The sequence below is a fragment of the Methylophilus sp. TWE2 genome, assembly GCF_001183865.1.
Taxonomy (GTDB): domain Bacteria; phylum Pseudomonadota; class Gammaproteobacteria; order Burkholderiales; family Methylophilaceae; genus Methylophilus.
On the sequence record NZ_CP012020.1, the window covers coordinates 740420 to 763853 of the forward strand.

Consider the following 23434-nt stretch of genomic DNA (forward strand, 5'->3'; position numbering starts at 1 on the left):
CAATTTGAAATTTTCCCAGGGAGACTAATCATGAACAAAACAAAAATAGCGCTGGCTATCTTGTCGGCACTGCCTTATCTGGCACAGGCAGAACACGAAGGCACTGTGCATCTTGATGAGGTGAAAGTGGTTGCTGAAAAACTGAAGGCATCAACGACACAGCCTGACAAAGAGGCCGCCAAAGAAGCGTTGAACAAAACGGCAGGCGGCACGACGCTGGTGGATATGGATAAGGTGCGAGAAGGCCGCGTTTCTACCTTTCAAGACAGTTTAGGCTTGGCGACTGGGGTTTACATACAATCACGGTTTGGTGCGGAGGAAAGTCGTCTATCCATTCGTGGATCAGGCTTGCAGAGAACTTTTCACGGACGCGGCTTGAAGTTGATGCAGGATGGTGTGCCCGTCAATCTGGCGGATGGTAGTTTTGATTTCCAGGCCATTGAGCCATTGGCCGCCAGTTACGTGGAAGTTTATCGTGGTGCCAACGCCTTGCGTTATGGTGCAAGTAATCTTGGCGGTGCCATCAACTTCTTGTCACATACTGGTTACACCGGTCCACGCTTGGAGGCACGCTATGAAGCGGGTTCTTATGATTACAGCCGGGCCTCTGTGTCGACCAGCAATGTGATTGGTGATGTGGATTACTACGTCAACGCGAGTTATTTCGACCAGCGAGGGTTTAGAGATTTCGCTGATCAGATGGCGCATCGCGTCAATGCAAATATTGGTTACAAGATCAGCCCGGATGTGGAAACGCGTTTTTATGTCGGGTATGCGCGCAGTGATTCAAATTTACCGGGCAATTTAACCAAGGCGCAGCTCAAACGTGATCCAAGTGACGCTTTTCTGGGATCAGTCGGTCAGCAAAAGCGGGATATTGATTTATTCAGGATTGCCAATAAAACCAACATTCAACTGAGTGATCAATCCAGTCTGCAGGTCTCGGCGTACTTTTCGCATAAGGACTTGTTCCACCCCATCTTCCAGGTGATTGATCAGGACACCAATGATTATGGCCTGGATATACGACTGCAGCATTCAGGCGAACTTTTTGGATATAAAAACGAATTTACGCTTGGGTTTAACCCCAGTGCTGGTGTTGGCTATGATGAGAGAAACCTCAACCTACAAGGGCGTAAAGGTGCACTTGTAAACAAGCTGGTAAACCGTTCGAGAAACTTGGAAGCATATGCGGAAAACCGTTTTTTTGTGACGGATAAGCTGGCGTTAATTGCTGGCCTGCAATATACCAACTCGGAAAGAAAGCTGACGGATAAGTTATTTACCAATGCTGCACAAGATGAGAGCTTTAAGGCGACTTATGTACAAACCAACCCTAAGATTGGTGTTTTGTATCATCTTGAACCATCAATTCAGTTATTCGCTAACCTTTCCCGAAGTTATGAGCCACCATCTTTTGGCGAATTAGCTGGTGGTATTCGTCCTAATATTGTCAAGGCACAAGAGGGGACTACTTTTGAGGTGGGGTCACGGGGTAACTCTGAATCAATTGACTGGGATGTGGCGGTTTACTATGGCAAGCTGAAGAATGAGCTATTGCAAACAGCGGTATTTGCCGCAGGCAATAATCCGGTACCGGCGGCGCAGACCACGAATGCAGACAAAACCGTTCACGCTGGACTGGAGTTTGGAATGACTGCAAGGTTACCAATGAGCTTAGAGTGGCGTCACAGTTTGTTGATCAATCGCTTCAGGTTTGACGGCGACGATACATTTGGTAACAAAACATTGCCAGGCATACAGAAAAGTTTAATAAGAGCAGAGTTGATGTACCGCGGAAATGACTTCTTGAATGGTTTTTATATGGGACCTACCTTTGAATGGTCACCTCAGGACTACTATGTTGATTTTGCTGAAACGTTCAAAGCAGATCAGTATTTTATATGGGGTCTCAAAGCCGGACAAAAAGTTAACCAACATTGGTCCTGGTTCCTGGAGGGGCGAAACCTGGCAGACCAGAAATATGCAGCGACGACCTCTGTGGTCAGAAATCAAAATGGTGCAGATGGCGCCTTGTTCCTGCCAGGGGATGGTCGCACCGCTTACCTGGGCGTGACCTGGACATATTAGTGAAAAACCGGGGTGCCTGGCACCTCGTCGATGGAGGGTCATTGAATGAAAGTGATCGTGAAAATCAGCCTGTTGTTAATTGCGCTGAGCATCGCCACAGCGCATGCCCACTCAACCGCCGCAGAAGACGAACAATCGGTTGCAAAAGAAATGCATGAAACCTGGGATAAACCTGATCAGCCTTTGAAGTTGCCAGTGATTGTGATTCATCACGGTATGGCGATTGCGGACTGGATTCAGGGCGATAAGGGAGGGCGTGCTTTGCTTAAGTATCATCCTGAGCATCAGCATTGGCATACCCTGCTTTGTGGTGGGTCGGAGTTGACTGCATCCCGGCATTTGCAGGAGGCGGGCATGTCAGCGGCGGATGCGCAGTCGCTAGTGCTTTTGCTACAACAGCGTGAGCAAGTATTGCCGGAAGATCAACGCAAGCAGGTCAACAGCTTCAGTGGTGTGGTGAAGTTCAGCAAAGGTAAACCTGTCCCCTCGGTAGGACATGAAATGCATGGTGAGGCACATGGCCATTAAATTATCTGCACTTAAAAACCAATGGTTGTTCTGGCACCAGTGGATAGGCCTCGTTGCCTGTATTGGCATGGTATTGTGGGGGTTGTCGGGCGCGTCACACCCGCTGATGAGCCGCTTGCAACCAGCGCCCAGACAATTCATGCCGCCCCTGGTGCCGGTCGATATGAGTCAGGCAGTTTCGCTACCTGGCCTGTTGAAACAACAAGGGATCACTCAATTTAATCATATCAGTCTGGTGCAACTAGAGGGGAAGGGGTATTACCGGATCGCGCAAACTGGGGCAGTTCGCTATTTCTCTCTTATTGATGGTGCAGAACGCAATGATGCCGAGCAAGCGCTGGCTGTGAACCTGGCCAATTACTATACCGGACGTAACGATCCGTCCATGACGTCTGTTGAGCCTGTCACTGAATTTGAGTTGGATTATCATCCGGTGAATCGTTTATTGCCTGTGTGGCGTGTGGCTTATGCGGATGGTCATGGCTTGCGTGCCTATGTAGAAACCGAGCAATCCAGATTGGCTACTCTGGTTGATGACCGGCGCGCTTTTTTGACCAAGGTGTTCCAGTTTGGACATAACTGGTCGTTTCTCCAGGCTTGTTCAACCTTGCAACTAGCCGTGGCAACCTTGGTGTTGGTATTGATTTTGGCTTCTGCCGTGACCGGCGTTGTGCTCTACATCAAGCAACGCAAAACTGCACCTTTCCGATTAAGGCGCTGGAGCCTGCAGTGGTGGCACCGTGAATTTGGTATATGGGTGTCAGTGGTGATTTTATTATTGGCCAGCACGGGTTTGTTTCATTTGTGGATGTCAGACATTCAGCAACGCAGGCCTGTCATCTCTACCGTGTACGCCAGTGAAAGCGCTGCACTCAGTGGGGCAGCCTGGTCGCAGGTGGCCGCTGGTAAAGTGTTAAAACTGGATATTTATGGCCGTGGAGCAACGCTATTCTGGCAAGTGATTCCGGTCGTTGCCCGGGAGCAGGCTTTGCCATCGGCACAAGTGGCCGCCATGCACCAACATCATCATGCGGAGCATGTGCAGCGCCCGGCGGAGCCACTATTATGGTTGACGCGCGGCCAGCAAACATCAGTCCTGACGCCGACGGCGTACACCACTGAATGGCTGACAGTCATGGCTGGCAACACCGCGCCTGATATTCAATCAGTCACATGGGTCACGGCTTTTGCCAATGAGTATGGCTTTGTTTTTAAACGTTTGCCCGTGTTAAAAGTACAAACGGCGCAGACTGATCACACACGCTTCTACCTAGAGCCTGCGACAGGCGTGCTGGCCGCGACGATCAACGACACGGATGGCCTGGAAGGCTTTGTGTTTGCGTATTTGCACAAATGGAGTTTCAAGTCTGTCAGCAAAGATGTGCGTGATGTGCTAGCCATTCTGGCGGCCCTCGCGGTCAGCCTGACCGGGTTGCTTGGGGCTTATTTATTCGCGAAAAAGAGGATATGACACACAGTGACTGGCCCAAAGGGCCAGTGTGCTAGGGGGTTATGAGGCAGCGTAAATCTTGTCCAGGAAGTAACTGGTACGCTGTTTCAACCGTAACATGCTCTGCAGGGCATTCGGGAGTTGTTCAGGTTTCAGGCATTGAATAATATTGATATCCAATGCTTGCCTGAGGTCGATAATTTCCCCTTCTACCTCGCGGTCATCACTCAGCATCTGGATAAACGGGCGCAAAGGTTGTTGCGGATTGGTGGAGAGCACCGTGGCCAGTTTCTGGTCAGACAGGCGCACCACACTTCCAGGCGGGTAAATACCCAGGCACTTGATAAACCGGCGCAGGATAGACTGGTCAAACTGGTGGCGTTGTTGCGCAAACATGACGCTGAGGGCTTCATAAGGGGTTTTGGTCAGCGCCGGATTAGAGGGATTGCACAGGTTGTCGTACATGTTGGCAATAATCAGGATGTGCGATAGCGGGTCAATCTGGTCACAATGCAGCCCTTTTGGGTAGCCGCTACCATCGGCAAATTCATGATGCTGTGAAATCAGCGTCAGTATCCTTCTTGGCACGGCCACGTCGCGCAGCATATTCAGGCCAAGCAGGACATGGGTCTGATAAATCGCGGTTTCACGTACACTGAGCGGGTCTTTCTTGAGCAGTATCTTGTCACTGATCTGGCGCTTGCCGATATCATGCAAAATCGCTGCCATGCCCAGCACCACTGCGTCGTCGTCCGTGATATCCAGGTTTTTCGCGAGCAACATCGCCACCACCAGGGTGTTCAATTCATGCTGGAAGTGCTGGTCACCAATACGGTGGCCATTCATGGCGTGAATCGCTACATCGCCTTCTGTCAGTGTGCTGCTGACCAGGTCTTCAACCAGCTTGGATGCCATGCCATAAGCCTGCTCCGGACGCTCGGTTGATAATTTCTGGATGTTTTTGACTTCACTACTGGTCTTCATGAACTTCTGTTCACTTTCCGCAATCGCTTGCCTCAGTGCCAGCTGTTTCTTTTGCGATGGGCTTAATTCCGGCGCGTCATCAATGATCTCAAGTTTTGGCGAGCCAGCTTTCCTCAGCGGGAATTCAACCACATTCTGGTAAGCAGCATGCCTGAGCGGGGTATTCGAACTGCGTCTTGGGTCATAACGTAGTTGTTTCAGCCCCAGGGATTTAATGGTCTCAATTTGCGAGTCATCTGTGATCTTGAAATTACTGACCGAAAAAGGGTGATCCATCCAACCCAGGTCGAGGTGGATGTATAGACCAACCTGCAGCTGGTCTATGTCTATATAAAAGGTGTCGGAGGCTTGATTAGGCATGGCGTTTTATTTTTCTTTGATTGTTTAAGACTAATAACTGCAGAAAATCCTCGGCATTGACCGGATAAGCATAGAGGTAACCTTGCGCTGTCTGGCACCCCAGCTTCTGTAAAAACTTTTCCTGTTCTTCGGTTTCGACACCTTCGGCAACTACGCTGAATCCCAATTGCGTTGCCATGGCGTAGATAGCACTGGTGATGGCCGCATCATCTTTGTCATCAGGCAAATCTTTGACAAAACTGCGGTCGATCTTGATCTGGTCCAGCGGCAAACGTTTCAGGTGGGACAGTGAGGAGTAGCCAGTGCCAAAATCATCAATGGCAATGGTCACTCCCAGCAGCTTGAGCTGGTTAAAGGTACTCACCACGTGCTGGGTATGCTGCATCAGCGTACTTTCAGTGATTTCCAGCTCAATGATAGAAGGATCACATTCACTGTCCATCAAGATGCCATAGACGGTATCCGCAAATTTGCTTTTCATGATTTGCACGCCTGACACATTAATGGCGATCTTGCTAAACTCAGGATGCTGTTTATGCCATGTATGGGCCTGGCGCACGGCCTGGGTCAAGGCCCATTCGCCTATGCTGAGAATCAGGCCGGTTTCTTCGGCCAGCGGGATAAATTTGGCGGGCGAAATCATGCCCTGGGTAGGATGCTGCCAGCGGATCAAGGCTTCAGCACCGATAATCATGCCGGTCTTCAAGTCAATCTGTGCCTGGTAGAACATTTTGAGCTGATTTTTCGTCAGTGCCTGGCGTAACTCGGTTTCCAGCTGGAAGTGTTCAACCGCATCGCGACTCAAGGAGGCGTCGTAAAACGACACATGGTTTTTACCATTATTCTTGACATGGTACATGGCCAGGTCAGCTGCTTTGATCAGGCTTTCTACATCCTGGCCGTCCTGCGGATACATGGAAATGCCGATACTGGCGCCGACAAAAATCTCATGATGGTCTATCAAGAACTCGCGCCTGAGGGCATCAAGGATGTCATGGGCTTTTTGGGCTGCATCAGATTTGCCGTGCAGGTTTTCCAGCAAGATAATAAATTCGTCTCCACCGAGCCGGCCAACAATGTCCGATTCACGCAGCGAGGCGCGCAAACGCTCGGTCACACCCAGCAGGAGCTGGTCGCCAGAATAATGCCCCAGGCTGTCATTGATATTTTTAAAGCGGTCCAGGTCGATGAACAACACGGCGGCTTGTTGTGCATTGCGGTTGGCACGCTGTATCGCATGCGTAAACAAATGATTAATCAGTCGGCGGTTGGGTAACCCGGTCAATGGATCATGGTTCACCAGTGAGTTCAACTGCTTTTGTGATCGCTTCATTTCACTGATATCTGCAAACACGCCCACGTAATTGGTAATCACATTGGCATGGTTGCGTACTGCAGTAATGGTCATCCACTCGGTATAGCTGTCGCCATTTTTGCGGATGTTCTCAATTTCGCCTGACCATTTGCCATCGCGCTTTAATGCGCCAAATAAACCGCGTGGACGCTGCCTGAAAATTTGTGGTTTAGTCCCCAGCACTTCAGACTCTTCGAAGCCAGTGATCAGCGTGTAACCTTGGTTGATCCCAACCAGCTCGCCCGCCGGATTGACGATCATAATGCCTTCTGTGGTGCTGTCGAAAGCGATCTTGGCCAGCTTGAGGTGCTTGCCGGTACGCTCACGGTCAATCGCAACACTCAGTGTACGGCCAATGGCCATCAGTGAGCCCAGTTCTTGTGAGCTGGTATTGTCGGCATCGAAACAGCGCTCGATGACCACGGAGCCCCACCACTCATCGTCTATCATGAGCGGCACAATCACCAGGTTGACGGTGTCGTGTGATTTGAGCAAGGCCCGCTCTGTTTCGGGTAGCATGAGTGCATCACACATCACAGGTTGCCCTTTCGAGAGCAGGGCATACCAGCGTTGCAGTTCCGGCGACAGGAAAGAAATCTTTTCCCAATGCTGGTACGTGTGATGGAAGCCGTTGATCGCCCAGTGGAACAGTGCTTTTGAGCGGATTTCAGTTTTTTTGCGCGTAGTAATGGTTTCGTGTTGTAACAATACCGCGCGGCTGAAGCGGAAAGACAGGCAGCATTGCTGCAGCACATTTTCTGCCACGCTTTGCCAGCGTTCTGCCGAGTGCAACATCCAGTCGCACGAAATCAGGGTGTCCAAGACTGCACTACGGTTTTGTAACTGGGTTTCAATGAACTTCTGTTCACTGACATCGCGTGCCACAGTAATCAGGTGGCTGGGTTGATCTTTCTGGTCGTGATAGGCAACCTTGTTCACTTCCAGGGTTTTGTATCCACCTTGCGGCAAATGTACCAGCTCCTCGTTGTGGTAAGCCTGTCTGGACTGCCAGACTTGCTGGTCAGACTTTTCGTGGTGTTCAAAACTGTTACGGAAGACCGGGTGTAAAGTGTCTGCAATTTGCAGATTATTGAGAAACTCAAAATCAAAACTATCCATCTGGAAAGTGTTGAGCATCTGCTGGTTGGCCATCATCCAGCGGTTTTCATGGTCCTTGATGCAAATGAGGTCCGGACTCATCTCAATCAAAGAGCGCACGATGGATTGCATGTGCACCAGCTGGTCAGCGAGGGTATGCTCTTTTTCCTCAAGCATGAGGCCGATGGCACGACGGTCCGATGGCGGATAAAACAGGCGGCATTTGAAATCTCGCTTTAAACCATGAATCACGAGTGTGATACTGAGTTCAGTGCGGCCTTCGCGCATAGCTTGAACCAACAGCTGGCAAGTTTCTTTCGGTAGCACCCCATTACTCTCTCCCAATAGCGCCTGGGCAGCGGTGCTGGCCGCAATGCAGTGTGCCCGGCGATTAAGCGCCAGCATAGGCATCTCAGGCATGGTTGCGGCCAGGGGCTGCAACCATGCTGTGCTATGATGATCAAAAGCGGTTGGTAATGACATAATTAAAATCTGCTTTGCTGCAATGTGAGTGTTGGCACAGTTAAGTGGGTTAACGGCGCAATGGGCGCTAAACTTTAGCGAGTTTCACTTGTGTTAATGAACGTCAATCTTATCGGTAACGGTAGCCTGCACAGGCTGCGTTTAAACGTGTTTTTGAGCCTGTTTCTGCTGGTGACAGCGTGGCTGGATTGTGCACACGCCCATGAAGGGCATCATGGTCATGCTGAAGCGCAGCCCACAGCGTTGTCGGTCAGCGTGGCCTCTGATGCTGCAGGCCGGATCTGGCTGGCACAAAGCAGGCAAGGGCAGGTTTGGGTGGCATCGCTGGATGCCAATGGTAAGTTGCTAGGCCGAGAGATAGTGGTTAATCCAGTGGCAATGAAAGTGGCCGCGGATGGCGAAGCCCGGCCTAAAATCGCGGTCGCGCCCAACGGCAATCTGTATGTTACCTGGACCGAATCCCTGAAAAAACCCTATGCGGGATATATCTGGTTTGCGCGCTCAGTCGATGGTGGTAAAAGCTTTGAGGCGCCATATATCGTGCATCAGAATCGCGACGAGATCACCCATCGTTTTGACAGCTTGCAGGTTGCGGCGAATGGCACCATTACCGTGGCCTGGATTGATAAGCGGGATTTGCTGATAGCCAAGGCGGCAGGTAAACCTTATGACGGTGCAGCGATTTACTACGCGGTTTCAACGGATCACGGCAAAACTTTTGCGCCGGAACAAAAGTTGGCGGATAGCAGTTGCGAATGTTGCCGGATTGCCATGACCAGCAAGCCGGATGGGACGGTAGCGGTGCTCTGGCGACATGTGTTTGAAGGGAGTGAGCGAGATCACGCCATGGCTGAAATTGGCGCATCGGGCAAGCCGGTGCTGGTGCGTGCCAGTTATGGCCACTGGAAAGTGGATGGCTGTCCGCACCATGGTGCGGCGATTGCCGTTGGTGAGGGCTTTGGCTATCACCTCGCTTATTTTGATGGCGCAGGAGATAAGCCGGGATTGCGTATCGCCCGCATGGATGACCATGCCTGGGTAACCTCACCGCCACGGCGCATCGGCGACGCTAAAAGAAATGCCGGTCATCCGGCCTTGTTGAGTATCGGCGATAAAGTCTGGCTGGCTTGGCTAGAACATGACGCCGGAGGGTACGAAGTCTGGGCTATGGCCTCACTGGATGGCGGCCGTACCTGGGGCTCCGCGACCGTTTTGTTGCACAGTGCTACCAAGCTTGACTATCCGCAATGGTTAAATCTGCAAGGCAAAGTGATACTGGCAGTGAGCACTGTGGATAAAGGGTTGCAACTCATTTCCTTTACCCAGTAGCAATGCAAAGGATACACGGAATAAGTGGCTACGCGGCCAAATTGCTGCGTTGCGCGGTTTTTTGGTTTCGGCATAACCTAAAGGTTAGCCTACACCGCAACACTTCGTTAGTTGTCGCAACCTCGCTGTACACCTCGTACTATCTCGGTTCCTGCGTTCCGTGCGCCTTGCACTTTATCTCGCTCACTCACTTATTCCGTGTATCCTAAAATCTTACAAATTTGATCTATATCTATTGAAAACGCTAAAACCCGCCGCATTATAGGGTTATCCAGCCGCAAGGGTGCGGCATGACTTTAATAGTGAAAGGGTTTGCAATGCGTTTTGATAAACTCACAACCAAATTCCAGCAGGCACTGGCCGATGCCCAGAGCATGGCCGTGGGTGCCGATCATCCCACCATAGAAGCACCACATTTGTTACTGGCCATGCTAAACCAGGACGACAGCAGTGTTGCTGCGCTTTTGTCACGTGCGGGTGCGCAGGTAAGTGCGCTTAAAAGCAGTCTGCAACAGGCCATTGATGATTTGCCCAAGGTCAGTGAAAACAGTGGAGATGTCAGCATTTCGCGCGATCTCAATAACCTGCTGAACGTCACTGACAAACTCGCGCAAAAGAGTGGCGATAGCTACATCGCCAGCGAAATGTTTTTGCTGGCATTGGCTGATGACAAAGGCCATACCGGCAAACTGCTCAAGCAACATGGCGCCAACAAATCAGCGCTGGAGCAGGCCATCAAGGCTGTGCGTGGCAATGAGTCCGTCAATAGCCAAGAGGCCGAAGGTCAGCGTGAAGCATTGAAAAAATACACGCTGGACCTGACCGAGCGTGCGCGTGCAGGCAAGTTGGATCCGGTCATTGGCCGCGACGATGAAATCCGCCGCGCTATCCAGGTCTTACAGCGTCGTACCAAGAACAATCCGGTATTGATTGGTGAGCCTGGCGTGGGTAAAACTGCGATTGTTGAGGGCCTCGCGCAGCGCATCGTCAATGGAGAAGTGCCTGATTCACTTAAGAACAAAAAAGTATTGAGCCTGGATATGGCCGCCTTGCTGGCTGGTGCCAAATACCGTGGTGAATTTGAAGAGCGCTTGAAAGCGGTGCTCAAAGAGTTGGCACAAGATGAAGGCCAGACCATCGTCTTTATTGACGAAATTCATACCATGGTGGGGGCGGGCAAGTCTGAGGGGGCGATGGACGCGGGCAATATGCTCAAACCGGCCTTGGCGCGCGGTGAGCTTCACTGTGTAGGTGCGACCACGCTGGATGAATACCGTAAATACATCGAAAAAGATGCAGCCCTGGAGCGCCGTTTCCAGAAAGTGCTGGTGGATGAACCTAGCGTCGAGGCGACCATTGCCATCCTGCGCGGTTTGCAGGAAAAGTACGAATTACACCATGGTGTGGAAATTACCGACCCGGCGATTGTTGCGGCGGCTGAATTGTCCAACCGCTACATCACAGACCGCTTTTTGCCGGATAAAGCCATCGACCTGATCGACGAGGCAGCCTCACGCATCAAGATGGAAATTGACTCGAAACCGGAAGTGATGGACAAGCTGGACCGACGCCTGATTCAGCTCAAGATCGAACGGGAAGCCGTACGCCGCGAAAAAGACGAAGCCAGCCAGAAACGATTTAGTCTGATTGAAGATGAAATCAGTAAGCTGGAAAAAGAGTATGCCGACCTCGAGGAAATCTGGAAAGCGGAGAAGGCTGCCGTGCAAGGCTCGGCAGGCGTAAAAGAGGCGATTGAAAAGGTCAAGCTGGAGATGGAAGCGGCCAAGCGTAAAGGCGATTGGCAACAGGTGTCTGAATTGCAGTATGGCAAATTGCCGCAACTCGAAGCCCAGTTGAAGCATGCCTCTACAGCGGAAGCCAGTGGTGCGGTTAAACATAAAATGCTGCGCACCGAGGTGGGTGCCGACGAGATTGCCGAAGTGGTGAGCCGTGCCACCGGAATTCCTGTCAGCAAAATGATGACCGGTGAGCGGGAAAAACTGCTGAATATGGAAAGCCGTTTACATGAGCGCGTCGTGGGGCAGGATGAGGCCGTACGTTTGGTGTCAGATGCCATCCGCCGCTCGCGTAGTGGCCTCAGCGATCCTAACCGCCCGTATGGCAGCTTCCTGTTCCTGGGCCCAACCGGTGTAGGTAAAACCGAGTTGTGTAAAGCACTAGCCAGCTTCCTGTTTGATAGCGAAGAGCACCTGGTGCGCATCGATATGAGCGAGTTCATGGAGAAGCACTCCGTCTCGCGCCTGATTGGCGCGCCTCCTGGCTATGTTGGCTATGAAGAAGGTGGCACCCTGACCGAGGCCGTGCGCCGCAAACCTTATTCGGTGGTATTGCTGGACGAGGTGGAGAAAGCGCATCCAGATGTGTTTAACGTGTTGCTGCAAGTGCTGGATGATGGCCGTTTAACGGATGGTCAGGGGCGTACGGTAGACTTTAAAAATACCGTGATTATCATGACCTCGAACCTGGGTAGCCAGATGATACAAAGCATGGCAGACCAGGATTACCAGGTAGTGAAACTGGCCGTGATGGGTGAGGTAAAAACGCACTTCAGGCCGGAATTCATTAACCGGATTGATGAAGTGGTGGTGTTCCATTCACTGGGTGAAGCGCATGTGAAATCGATTGCCAATATCCAGTTGCAGTTGCTGGCCAAACGTCTGTCAGCCATGGATATGCAGTTGGACATCTGTGATGCGGCACTGGCCGAGATTGCCAATGCCGGGTTTGATCCGGTGTATGGCGCGCGTCCTCTCAAACGTGCCATCCAGAGCGAGATTGAGAATCCGCTGGCAAGGGAAATCCTGGCTGGGCAATTCGCAGCCAAAGACACGATCCGTGTTGATTTCCAGGCCGGAAAGATGCAGTTCCGCAAAGGCTGACAAAGGCGGCGACTGAACCTTGAACCATCGCAAAGGGTCATACCCGTATGACCCTTTGCTTTATCGGGTAGAATGGATCCTTATGCACTCTTCAAATTACGTTGCTTTAATAGTTGTGTTGGCTTTGTTGGCTGGCTGTGCCACCCAGCCGCCACAACCTGTGCAAATTGAACGCATCTCCCCTGAGCAACTTGCTGCGTTGGTGCCACCACCGCAGTCAACCTTGACGCTGGAAGAAATTGTCACCATGAGCAAGCAGGGTAAAACGGATGCCGAGATTATAGAAGCGATCAAGCAGTCACAATCCCGCTATGTGTTGACGCCTTCCCAAGTTTTGTCATGGCATCAAAAGGGTATTTCCAAGGGCGTGCTGGATTATATGCAGCAGGCCAACGCGCTGGCCGAGCAAAATGCCATTGCCGATGAAATCAACAAACGCGAAAAAGCACGCGTTGAAACTGAAACCAAGCTCAAGCGTGAACGGGATGCCGCCAGGTTGCGTAGTATGGATCCGTGGTTTTATGGCCCCGGCTTTTATGGCGGCCCATGGGGATACCGGCCTTATTGGGGTGGTGGCTGGCGCTACTGGTAATCCAGGCTAGCGGTTCACGCGATAAGTCGGTTTTTTGGGTTGAGAATCTTGCATGCGACAACAGCACGAAACACTTTCGATTAATGCACAAGGTCGGCGGTTGTATGATATTACGCCGCAAGTCCTGCAGTGGGTACAGCAGTCAGGCATCCAAACCGGTTTGCTGACGCTTTATATTCAACACACTTCTGCCAGTCTGTTGATCAATGAAAATTATGATCGTGATGTGCTGGTAGATATGGAAGCCTTTTTCAATCGGCTGGTCCCAGACGGGGATGATTTGTTTATTCATACCGTAGAAGGGCCTGACGATATGCCGGCGCATGTGCGCACGGCATTGACGCAAACCAGCCTGTCTATTCCTGTGTTACAGGGGCGGGTAGCGCTGGGCCAGTGGCAAGGCATTTTCCTGTTTGAGCACAGACATTTGGCTTCTCGCAGGCGGGTGCTTATGCATGTGATGGGTGATTAAACCCAGATTTTTATAACTTAGTAAAACACATAAAGAGGAGATGCGTATGAAGTGGAGCACATGTTTGTTAACGATATTCCTGGCTTTGGGTCTGATCTCTTGCAGCAAGGAAGAGGAAATGCCTGTTCCGGAAACTTCACCAGCGGCTGAACCCGCAGCCCAGGAAACCCCTGCGCCCGCAAAATCATCTGGCGGTGGTGGTTATGAGCCGACAGCAGATGAGCGTGTGCCGGGTATTACCATGTCTCAGGAAGAGATTGATAAGCAGACTGCAGAAGCACTGGCAAACACCCCTATGCCTGACATTCCTGGTGAGGAATCCTCTAATAAATAGTCTCTAGTCTATCTATCAAGGGCGTGCACCTGCGTCCTTGTTCAACTTCCTCTATCGCAATCGATTTTGCGACCTGCTATTTGACAGTACTCCACTGCAAGGGATCAAAAGGGACACTGTTACGGCGTAATTCATAATAAACGCCATTTTCTGCGTTACCGCCACTGTTACCTACTGCTGCAATGGTGTCGCCAGTTTTAACGGCTTGCCCTGACGATTTGTACAAGGCTTCGTTATTGCCATACAGGCTCATGTAACCATTCCCATGGTCAATCACAATGAGGTTGCCAAAACCACGCATCCAGTCAGCAAATACCACCTGGCCGCCTGCCACAGACTTCACCTCGCTACCTTCTTTGGCGCGGATAAAAATGCCTTTCCAGCTGACACCAGTGTCGGCGCGCGCAGTTCCAAAACGGTTAATCACATCGCCACGTACTGGCAAACGCAAGCGTCCGCGCAGTTGGGCAAAATTTTCTTTGCTGGCGCTGTATTCAGGTAAGGTTTCATTTTTGGCGATGACGGTGCTGGAAGAGGTGCTCTCGTTGTCCTCAACATTGGTTTGCGGTGAGCGTTCAAAGGTACGGCCTGCAGACTTTTTCTTACGGGCCAGTTCCGCTGCACGTTTCGCCGCTGCTGCTTTTTCGCGTTTGGCTTTTGCCAGCGCTTCCTGTTCACGCTTTTTCGCTTCCGCCAGCAAGCGCTGGAACAGTTGTGACAACGCCTCTTCGTCTTTTTTCAGGCGTACCATCTGTTGCTCTTGCGTTTCAATCTGTTTAGACAGCTCGTTGAGTGCCTCCGTACGACGCGATTTCTCGCCTTCTAACTTTTGCGTCGTTTCGCTATATTGGTTTGCCAGTCGTTCGGTTTCATGTAGCTGTTCGGTCGTGGCTGCACGGACACGCGCGATGGCTTCCTGGTTGTCTTGCAGTGATTGAATTTGTTGCTGGTGTGCTGCGGTCAGGTACCCCAGATATTTGAGGTTGCGTGTAGTGTTAGCAGGGTCCTGCTGTTGCAACAGCATTTGCAAGGGGCTGTTGTTGCCGTGACGGTATTGCTGGTTGAGTTGTTCACTCAGCGTATTGCGCTGCTGGTTGACCTGGCGCTGCAACAGCGATAACTGCTTTTGCAGGTCCTGCAGTTTGCTGCGGTTTTCCTGTTGTGCATCCTGGATCTCACGCAGTTTTTTGCGCGAGGCGCTGATCGCCGTTTCAGAGGCTTTCAAGGCCTCGTGCGCATCCTGTTTTGCGACGCGGGAAGCTTTGAGCGCATTGGCCAATTGCTGTATTTTTTCTTTGACCTGCTCCAGATCGCCTTTAGTTGTCTCCGCTTTATCGTTTGCTGCGGCACTCGCAGGCAGGGCTAAGATGCCCAGCCATAGACAGAGGCAAACGGTGCAGCAGGAGGTCCATCTTGAGGACTGCTTGGACAGGGCGAAAATGCTGAACTCAGACATGCATCAGGCTTAGCGGCTTAAGCGTTTGCATTGAGGGTAATCAGGTTCTTGCCAGTCATTTCTGAAGGTTGGGGAATGCCCATCAGTGACAGCAACGTCGGCGCAATATCAGAAAGCGCACCACCTGCAGCAATGCTGCCTGGGCGGCCAATATAAATAAACGGCACCAGGTTGGTGGTATGCTGCGTGTGTGCCTGATCGCTGGCATGGTCAAACATGCTTTCTGCATTGCCGTGGTCTGCGGTAATAATCACTTCTGCACCTATTTTCTGCGCAGCGGCTACCACACGGCCAATACAGGTATCCAGTGTTTCCACGGCTTTAATCGCCGCTTGCAGGTTGCCGGTATGGCCTACCATGTCGCCATTGGCATAGTTGCATATCACCGCCTGGTATTGCCCTGACTCAATGGCGGCGACCAGTTTGTCGGTGACTTCTGGTGCGCTCATTTCAGGTTGCAAGTCGTAAGTGGCGACTTTTGGCGAAGGGACCAGGATGCGGTCTTCACCATCAAATACCGTTTCTTCACCGCCATTAAAGAAAAATGTCACGTGTGGATATTTTTCAGTTTCGGCGATACGTAGCTGTTTGAGGCCAAGCTTGGAGACATACTCACCAAACGTATTAGGAACCGTGTAGGGGGCAAAAATCGGTTCGGCCAGCGTCTGGTTTTTGTCATACTGGGTCAGCGTAAAGTAGTGGCTGAAGTGAGGGATGCGGCTACGGGCAAAACCGCTAAATTGCTGGTTGAGCAAGGCGTCAGTCAATTGGCGGGCGCGGTCACTCCTGAAGTTCATAAACACCAGGCAGTCACCGTCCTCCATGCGGATCGGGGCGTCATTAGCGGCGCGGATGGCGGTGCATTTGACAAACTCGTCACTCTCATCACGCGCATAAGCCTGTTGTAATGCCGTGAGGCTATCGGGTGCAACATGGTCTGCAAGGCCATTGACCAGCAACTCATAAGCGACCGACACACGCTCCCAGCGTTTGTCCCTGTCCATGCCATAGAAACGGCCACCCACAGAGGCCACTTTGCCTACGCCAAGGGTTTTCAGGTGATCCTCGAGTGCTTGCAGGTAAGGTTGTGCGCTCTTTGGCGGTGTGTCACGGCCATCCAGGAAGGCATGCACATACACTTTGCTCAGGCCTTGCTGTTTGGCCATATTGAGCATAGCGTGAATGTGTGGCTGGTAGCTGTGTACGCCGCCATCAGACAACAGGCCGAGGATGTGCAGGGCTTTGTCGTTTGCTTTGAGGTCTTGCAGGGCATTCACCAGTGCGGGTAACTGGAAAAACTCACCGGTTTGTATGCTGTTATTGATGCGCTCGAAGTCTTGAAAGACGATACGTCCCGCCCCAATATTCAAATGGCCCACTTCTGAGTTGCCCATTTGTCCGTCAGGCAGACCGACGTAGTGTTCAGAGGCATTGATCAAGCTATGCGGGTACGACGCTCTCAGTCTGTCCAGGTTGGGCGTGTTCGCTTGCAGGACGGCATTGAATTCAACGGTCTCGCTGTGACCAAAACCATCGAGAATCAGCAAAATAACAGGTTTGATAGGCATGGCTAAGAATCTTTAAAGTGGTGACGCAATGTCAAATGAATGATTCGTCTATTATAATCGCAACCGCAGGTGACGCCTACCAGAAGGGCGCAGGACTGTGAAAACATAAAGTGAATAGGCAGGTAAAAAAGTGGATTTTTTTAAGCAAAATGTATTGTTGATCGGTTTGGCAATTGGCTCCGGACTGGCCTTGTTGTGGCCCATGCTGAATCGTTCGTCAGCTGGGGCGACTGTGCTTTCGGTCACTGAAGCAGTTGTACTGATGAACCGAAAATCTGCTTTGGTGCTGGATGTGCGTGAGGCGGACGAGTTTGCGCAAGGCCATTTGCAGGGTGCCCGCAATATACCGCTTTCGCAACTGGATGCACGCAGCAAGGAACTGGAAAAGTTTCGTGATAAACCCGTATTGATTGTCTGCCAGCGTGGCAGTCGCGCCAGCAAAGCGTCCAAATTACTCAAAGCGCAAAATTTCAGTGCATTGAATGTATTGAAAGGCGGCATGCAGGCCTGGCAGGAAGCCAACATGCCCACCGGCAAATAAGAACTCATTTTTAAGGATCATCATGGCTAAAGTCGTAATGTATACCTCAGCAGTCTGCCCATACTGCATGAATGCGGAGCGCTTGCTCAAAAACAAGGGCGTGACCGAGATTGAAAAAATCCGTGTCGATTTGCAGCCTGAACTGCGTGCTGAAATGATGGAGAAAACTGGCCGCCGCACGGTACCGCAGATATTTATCGGTGACCATCATGTGGGCGGTTTTGATGACCTGCATGCGCTGGATGTGCAGGGTGGGCTGGATCCATTGCTGGCCGCATAGATACCGCTGCTTTTGTCACAAAAAACACATAGTCATGCCGCACGTGTCCGGTTAGAATAGCGGCTTTGTGTATTGATCAATTAAGGATAATTCATGGCTCAGGATTCACAGAACCAAACAGAACAGAACGCAGCGCCCATTTTCAGCATTGAAAAATTGTACGTACATGACGCTTCGATTGAAGTGCCTAATGCGCCTGCCATTTTCACTGAGCGTACCACACCGCAAATCAATGTGGAGCTGGGCAACAGCGCGCAGCAGATCGAAGACGGCATTTTCAACGTGTCTATTAAAGTGACCGTGACGGCCAAAATAGAAGACAAGACAGCGTTCCTGGTTGAAGTTAACCAGTCCGGCATTTTTGCGATCCGTAACGTGCCACAAGAAAACATGGAGCCTATCCTGGCCGTGGCTTGCCCTAACATCCTGTTCCCATATGCACGTGAAGCGATTTCCGATATGGTCACCCGTGCAGGCTTTATGCCGGTATTGTTGAACCCGATCAACTTCGAAGCACTGTACCTGCAACAGCAACAACAAGCCGCACAAGCTGCTGGTGCGCCTAACTAATTTATTCAATGAAACGGCATCGCTAGTCACGCTGGTGATGTGTCTGGATAAAGTCAAATGAGTAAGGTTGCAGTTCTTGGAGCCGGTGCCTGGGGCACTGCGCTCGCCATGCATATCGCGCTACAGCACGAAGTTGTGCTGTGGGCGCGTAACAGCGGCCATGTTTCCGGTATGCGTAAAGCGCGTGCCAACCCGCTCTATCTCGGTGACTTTGCATTCCCTGAAAAACTCTCGGTAGAAGATGATCTGGCGGCTGCGATTGATGGCGCCGATTTGATTTTATCCGTTGTACCTACGGCCGGGTTCCGGCCTATCTTGCAACAGCTCAAAGCTTTGGGTATTACACAGCCCTTGATCTGGGCCAATAAAGGTCTTGAACCCCAAACGGCCAAGCTGCCTTTTGAAGTGGCACAGGAAGAGCTGGGTGCTGATTATCCATGGGGCGTATTAAGCGGCCCCAGCTTTGCAGCTGAGCTGGTACGTGGCTTGCCGACGGCGATTACCTTGGCTGCCAATCACCGCGAGCTAGCGCAGCAAGCGGCACAGCTCATACACGGTGGCTGTCTGCGCGTCTACGATAGCACCGATGTGGTCGGCGCTTCTGTCGGTGGTGCGGTGAAAAACGTGATGGCGATTGCCTCCGGGATCTCAGATGGCATGGGTTTTGGCAACAATGCACGTGCGGCCATGATCACGCGCGGGCTGGCAGAAATCACCCGCTTTGGCATGGCACTCGGCGCCAAAGCGGAGACCTTTATGGGGCTGGCTGGGGCAGGTGACCTGATCCTGACCTGTACCGGTCAATATTCGCGTAATCGTGAGGTCGGTTTGCAACTGGCTTCAGGCAAGTCTCTTGAAAGTATCCTCGCCGGTTTGGGCCATGTGGCAGAAGGCGTGAATACGGCGCGTGAAGTGATGCGCCGGGCTGAAACCATTCATGTTGAAATGCCGATTACCTTTGAAGTCAATCAATTATTGACCAACCAAAAGACTGCGCAAGAGGCTGTCAGTGCCTTGCTCGGTCGCGGTCAGCGTCAAGAATCCGTTTAACCATCCTCCCAAATACTCCTGAGTCGAGTCGACCGGGGACAACTCTTTAGCCGATTTCTGGAACTTACGTACACGCATGTATGTCTGCCTAATGGGTAACATTTACAGGTAGTCCTCTTATGAAGTTTCTAAGGCCGCGCATGGCTAAAGCCGGTTTGGCATTCAGTTTACTGGCAGGCTTGCTGGCAACGCTTTACATGATCAAAGCCGAGGCGCTGGTGTGGCACGTGTGGCATCAATTACATCCGACAGATCATCACGGGCTTGATCTGGCACAGTATCAAGTCTCGATAGAGGCCAAGCCGCTATCTGGTTATAAAAACTTATCTGGGATTACATTTAATCGCGAAACCGGTACCCTTTTCGCCGTCTTGAACGATATGGGTAAGATTATTGAGTTAACTACTGATGGTGTGCCTTTGCGTGAGATCAGTGTCCAAGGTGTCGATGACCTTGAGGGGATTACGCATATTGAGCGAGATTACTTTGCGGTTGCAGATGAGCGTCAAAGTCAACTTTTGCTACTGAATATTGGTCCGGAAACGAGGGAAGTGTCGATCAATGATGCTAAATTATTCCGTTTGGGGCTGAATGAACGGGGAAATAAGAATTTTGAAGGCGTGTCTTGGGACAGCTTGCATCATCGCCTGATTGTCGTCAAAGAGCGTGATCCAAAATACGTCATTTCAGTCACCGGCCTCTATCAAACCGAGCAAACACAGCTTAATGGGGTCGTGGTTGAGCGCATGCCTCAATATGACCAGGCGATCAAATGGGTGATGCGTGACTTGTCAGAAGTATCGCATCACGCACAGTCTGGGCACCTGTTTTTGCTCAGTGACGAATCAAAACTGTTAAAGCAGTTTGACGAATCAGGGCAACCCATGGGGTCGTTGGCCTTATGGAAAGGGTTCCATGCTTTGCATAAAAGCATACCGCAACCTGAAGGGGTCACTTTGGACGACGCAGGAAATATTTACGTCGTCAGCGAGCCTAACCTCTTTTATGTGTTCAAGCCGCAGTCCAAGCGACCAGTTTAAATAACAAGAAACCCGCCAAAGCGGGTTTTTATTGGCGTTAATGAACAGAGTTTCAGCCTTATTCAATTGCCAATAATTCAACTTGAAATACCAGCGTAGCATCCGGGCCAATCACAGGACCGCTGCCATTTACGCCATAAGCCAGGTTGGATGGAATGGTCAGTTCAAATTTGCTACCCACATTCATCAACTGTAAGCCTTCTACCCAGCCTGCAATCACACCGGTGACCGGGAAAACGATAGGCTCGCCACGCTCGTAAGAGCTGTCAAACACGGTACCGTCTGTCAGGGTGCCGTGGTAATGCACCTTAACGCGGTCTTGAGTGGTGGGTTTGGCCCCATTGCCTGCCACCAACTCTTTATACTGCAAGCCGCTGGCTGTCGTGCTCACCCCTTCTTTTTTAGCATTCTCTGCCAGGTAGGCGGCGCCTTCAGCCTGGTTTTTAGCAGATTTTTCAGCATGCGCGGCGCGTTGTTTTTCCTGGCTATATTTTTGTACTTCCTCAATCGTGCTGCGTTTTTCAGCATCGGATAAACGCGAAGGCGAACCTGACATCACATCGGAAATCGCCAGCGCTAATGCCGTTGGATCAATATCCAGGCCGTCGTTTCTAAGCTGGTGCGCCATGTTTTCACCAACGATATAACTCAAGCGCTGGATTAAAGTATCTAACTGGTTTGCCATAATGGTAAGTTCTTTCGTAATTTGAATAGATTGCGTTTGAATGGCGCAATCCATCATTATGGCCGAGAAAGCCAGATAAAACAAAACCCGCCAAAGCGGGTTTTGTCAGTTTTGGAGCGTTACTTAGTGCATTTCAACTTCAATGCGATGGTGAGGCTAGGCGGTGAGACATTTGCGACGCAGACAGTACATGAAGTACGGCAAGGAGCAAATGTCGAAACCAACGACGCATCACCGATGCAGTGAAGATTGAAATTACATCATGCCGCCCATGCCACCCATCCCGCCCATATCCGGCGCAGCAGGTGCATCTTCTTTAGGCAGTTCAGCGACCATGCAGTCAGTAGTCAACATCAAGCCAGCCACAGAAGCTGCGTTTTGCAGTGCAGAGCGCGTGACTTTAGTTGGGTCCAATACGCCCATTTCAACCATGTCACCATAGGTTTCGTTGGCAGCGTTATAACCGTAGTTGCCTTTACCAGCAGCCACATTGTTCACTACTACAGATGGCTCAACACCAGCGTTTTGCGTGATTTGACGCAGTGGCTCTTCAACTGCACGCAATACGATTTTGATACCAGCATCTTGATCCAGGTTGTCACCTTTCACTTTGGCAATTGCCTCGCGAGCACGAATCAGTGCTACGCCACCACCAGCCACGATCCCTTCTTCAACCGCAGCACGTGTTGCGTGCAATGCATCTTCCACGCGGGCTTTTTTCTCTTTCATTTCGATTTCGGTTGTCGCGCCAACCTTGATCACGGCAACACCGCCAGCCAGTTTGGCTACGCGCTCTTGCAGTTTTTCACGGTCGTAGTCGCTAGACGCTTCTTCGATTTGAGTTTTGATCTGACCGATACGCGCTTTGATCGCTTCTTCGTTACCTGCGCCGTCGATAATGATGGTGTTTTCTTTACCCACTTCGATGCGTTTAGCTTGGCCCAGATCGTGCAGTTGTACGGCTTCCAGTTTCAGGCCGACTTCTTCAGAAATCACAGTACCGCCAGTCAAAATAGCGATGTCTTCCAACATGGCTTTACGACGGTCACCAAAACCAGGCGCTTTCACAGCGGTGGTTTTCAGGATGCCACGGATGTTGTTCACTACCAACGTTGCCAAGGCTTCGCCATCAACATCTTCAGCGATGATCAGCAATGGACGGCCCGCTTTCGCTACTTGCTCCAGGGTTGGCAGCAAGTCACGGATGTTGGAGATTTTCTTGTCGTGCAACAATACGAATGGGTTGTCCAGCAACGCGATTTGACGCTCTGGGTTGTTGATGAAGTAAGGGGACAGGTAACCACGGTCAAACTGCATGCCTTCAACCACGTCCAGCTCGTTGCTGAGGCCAGAACCGTCTTCAACAGTGATCACGCCTTCTTTGCCTACTTTGTCCATCGCATCAGCAATGATTTGGCCAACAGAAGTGTCAGAGTTAGCAGAAATAGCGCCTACTTGAGCGATTTCTTTGCTGGTCGTACAGGGTTTGGATTGTGCTTTCAGGTCAGCAACAGCTGCTTCAACCGCTTTGTCGATACCGCGCTTCAGGTCCATCGGGTTCATGCCCGCAGCCACAGATTTCATGCCTTCGCGGATGATCGCTTGTGCCAATACGGTCGCAGTTGTTGTACCGTCACCAGCGATGTCATTGGTTTTAGAAGCGACTTCTTTCACCATCTGTGCGCCCATGTTTTCGAATTTGTCTTTCAATTCGATTTCTTTAGCGACTGAAACACCATCTTTAGTGATGGTTGGCGCGCCGAAAGAACGCTCCAATACCACGTTACGGCCTTTAGGGCCCAAAGTGACACGCACTGCGTTAGCCAATACGTTAACGCCATTTACCATTTTTTGGCGAACGTCATCACCAAATCTTACGTCTTTAGCTGCCATTTAAATTCTCCTAAATTTCAAATGTTTGGGATCAGTTGTGAGTCGATTACTCAACAATCGCCATAATGTCTTCTTCGCGCATGACCAACAGCTCTTCGCCGTTGACTTTCACTGTTTGGCCGGAGTATTTGCCGAACAATACTTTGTCGCCGACCTTCACGTCCAAGGCAATTGCCTTGCCGTTTTCATCTTTTTTGCCATTGCCAACTGCCTGAACCACACCTTGGTCTGGTTTCTCGGTTGCACTGTCAGGGATCACAATGCCAGAAGCAGTAGTGCGCTCTTCAGCAGCGCGTTTAACAATTACACGGTCGTGCAACGGACGAATGTTCATTAGATTCTCCTTGGAGTTTTCCTAAAGTGTTATAGGGATAAC

The 23434-nt window shown here is 51.1% G+C and carries 20 protein-coding genes; 13 read left to right on the forward strand and 7 right to left on the reverse strand.

Features of this window, described 5'->3' with window-relative positions; genetic code table 11:
- Positions 1–30 precede the first annotated feature (30 nt).
- Genes ACJ67_RS03575 through ACJ67_RS03585 form a run of 3 tightly spaced genes read left to right on the forward strand, consistent with a single transcriptional unit; the run spans position 31 to position 4090 of the window.
- Complete coding sequence (locus tag ACJ67_RS03575; RefSeq protein ID WP_049637907.1) at positions 31–2091, forward strand: TonB-dependent receptor; 2061 nt, start codon at positions 31–33, stop codon at positions 2089–2091.
- A gap of 45 nt (positions 2092–2136) precedes the next feature.
- The gene (locus tag ACJ67_RS03580) at positions 2137–2619 is read left to right on the forward strand and encodes a copper uptake system-associated protein (protein ID WP_049637908.1); all 483 of its coding nucleotides are present in this window, start codon (positions 2137–2139) and stop codon (positions 2617–2619) included.
- Entirely contained in the window at positions 2609–4090 is a 1482-nt protein-coding gene (locus ACJ67_RS03585) for a PepSY-associated TM helix domain-containing protein (protein ID WP_049637909.1), read from the forward strand. The genes ACJ67_RS03580 and ACJ67_RS03585 overlap by 11 nt, the downstream gene beginning before the upstream one ends.
- A gap of 39 nt (positions 4091–4129) precedes the next feature.
- Here the strand turns inward: ACJ67_RS03585 and ACJ67_RS03590 are convergent, their stop codons facing one another.
- Together ACJ67_RS03590 and ACJ67_RS03595 are read right to left on the reverse strand one after the other, a co-directional pair.
- On the reverse strand, positions 4130–5413 hold the full coding sequence (locus ACJ67_RS03590; protein WP_049637910.1) for an HD-GYP domain-containing protein: 1284 nt from the start codon (positions 5411–5413) through the stop codon (positions 4130–4132).
- Positions 5406–8348, reverse strand: a complete 2943-nt coding sequence (locus tag ACJ67_RS03595) for an EAL domain-containing protein (RefSeq protein ID WP_049637911.1) — start codon at positions 8346–8348, stop codon at positions 5406–5408. Before ACJ67_RS03595 ends, ACJ67_RS03590 begins: the two co-directional genes overlap by 8 nt.
- A gap of 96 nt (positions 8349–8444) precedes the next feature.
- On the opposite strand from ACJ67_RS03595, the gene ACJ67_RS03600 reads away from it, so the two are divergent.
- The 5 genes from ACJ67_RS03600 to ACJ67_RS03620 all read left to right on the forward strand — a co-directional run bounded on the left by ACJ67_RS03600 (position 8445) and on the right by ACJ67_RS03620 (position 13975).
- A complete protein-coding gene (locus ACJ67_RS03600) occupies positions 8445–9677 on the forward strand; it encodes a sialidase family protein (RefSeq protein ID WP_049637912.1) in 1233 nt (410 codons plus the stop codon).
- A gap of 317 nt (positions 9678–9994) precedes the next feature.
- Complete coding sequence (gene clpB / locus ACJ67_RS03605) at positions 9995–12577, forward strand: ATP-dependent chaperone ClpB (RefSeq protein WP_049637913.1); 2583 nt, start codon at positions 9995–9997, stop codon at positions 12575–12577.
- Positions 12578–12659: 82 nt separating this feature from the next.
- Positions 12660–13169 carry a hypothetical protein gene (locus tag ACJ67_RS03610; protein ID WP_049637914.1) on the forward strand — a complete coding sequence of 170 codons (510 nt, stop codon included), beginning with the start codon at positions 12660–12662 and terminating at the stop codon, positions 13167–13169.
- Positions 13170–13221: 52 nt separating this feature from the next.
- Positions 13222–13641 (forward strand): secondary thiamine-phosphate synthase enzyme YjbQ, encoded by a 420-nt coding sequence (locus ACJ67_RS03615; RefSeq protein WP_049637915.1) that lies wholly within the window; start codon positions 13222–13224, stop codon positions 13639–13641.
- 46 nt (positions 13642–13687) lie between these two features.
- Positions 13688–13975, forward strand: a complete 288-nt coding sequence (locus ACJ67_RS03620; protein WP_053092878.1) for a hypothetical protein — start codon at positions 13688–13690, stop codon at positions 13973–13975.
- A gap of 76 nt (positions 13976–14051) precedes the next feature.
- Here the strand turns inward: ACJ67_RS03620 and ACJ67_RS03625 are convergent, their stop codons facing one another.
- Complete coding sequence (locus ACJ67_RS03625; RefSeq protein WP_049637916.1) at positions 14052–15431, reverse strand: murein hydrolase activator EnvC; 1380 nt, start codon at positions 15429–15431, stop codon at positions 14052–14054.
- A 17-nt stretch (positions 15432–15448) separates the two neighbouring features.
- Positions 15449–16999, reverse strand: a complete 1551-nt coding sequence (gene gpmI / locus ACJ67_RS03630) for a 2,3-bisphosphoglycerate-independent phosphoglycerate mutase (protein WP_049637917.1) — start codon at positions 16997–16999, stop codon at positions 15449–15451.
- Between the two features lie 130 nt (positions 17000–17129).
- On the opposite strand from gpmI, the gene ACJ67_RS03635 reads away from it, so the two are divergent.
- From ACJ67_RS03635 to ACJ67_RS03655, 5 genes are all read left to right on the forward strand, one after another.
- Positions 17130–17540: a rhodanese-like domain-containing protein gene (locus tag ACJ67_RS03635; protein ID WP_049637918.1), complete on the forward strand. Its 411-nt coding sequence runs from the start codon at positions 17130–17132 to the stop codon at positions 17538–17540.
- 22 nt (positions 17541–17562) lie between these two features.
- Entirely contained in the window at positions 17563–17820 is a 258-nt protein-coding gene (grxC, locus tag ACJ67_RS03640; RefSeq protein WP_026295337.1) for a glutaredoxin 3, read from the forward strand.
- Positions 17821–17913: 93 nt separating this feature from the next.
- Positions 17914–18390, forward strand: a complete 477-nt coding sequence (gene secB / locus ACJ67_RS03645) for a protein-export chaperone SecB (protein WP_018986067.1) — start codon at positions 17914–17916, stop codon at positions 18388–18390.
- Between the two features lie 57 nt (positions 18391–18447).
- Positions 18448–19440, forward strand: coding sequence for an NAD(P)H-dependent glycerol-3-phosphate dehydrogenase (locus tag ACJ67_RS03650; RefSeq protein ID WP_049637919.1), 993 nt, complete (start codon positions 18448–18450; stop codon positions 19438–19440).
- A 119-nt stretch (positions 19441–19559) separates the two neighbouring features.
- Positions 19560–20480, forward strand: coding sequence for an SdiA-regulated domain-containing protein (locus ACJ67_RS03655; protein ID WP_231587240.1), 921 nt, complete (start codon positions 19560–19562; stop codon positions 20478–20480).
- Positions 20481–20538: 58 nt separating this feature from the next.
- On the opposite strand, the gene ACJ67_RS03660 is transcribed toward ACJ67_RS03655, so the two are convergent.
- The 3 genes from ACJ67_RS03660 to ACJ67_RS03670 form a co-directional block, all read right to left on the reverse strand.
- The gene (locus tag ACJ67_RS03660) at positions 20539–21165 is read right to left on the reverse strand and encodes an FKBP-type peptidyl-prolyl cis-trans isomerase (RefSeq protein WP_049639749.1); all 627 of its coding nucleotides are present in this window, start codon (positions 21163–21165) and stop codon (positions 20539–20541) included.
- 255 nt (positions 21166–21420) lie between these two features.
- Positions 21421–23058, reverse strand: a complete 1638-nt coding sequence (gene groL / locus ACJ67_RS03665; RefSeq protein WP_049637920.1) for a chaperonin GroEL — start codon at positions 23056–23058, stop codon at positions 21421–21423.
- Between the two features lie 46 nt (positions 23059–23104).
- Positions 23105–23392 (reverse strand): co-chaperone GroES, encoded by a 288-nt coding sequence (locus ACJ67_RS03670; RefSeq protein ID WP_018986062.1) that lies wholly within the window; start codon positions 23390–23392, stop codon positions 23105–23107.
- Positions 23393–23434 lie beyond the last annotated feature (42 nt).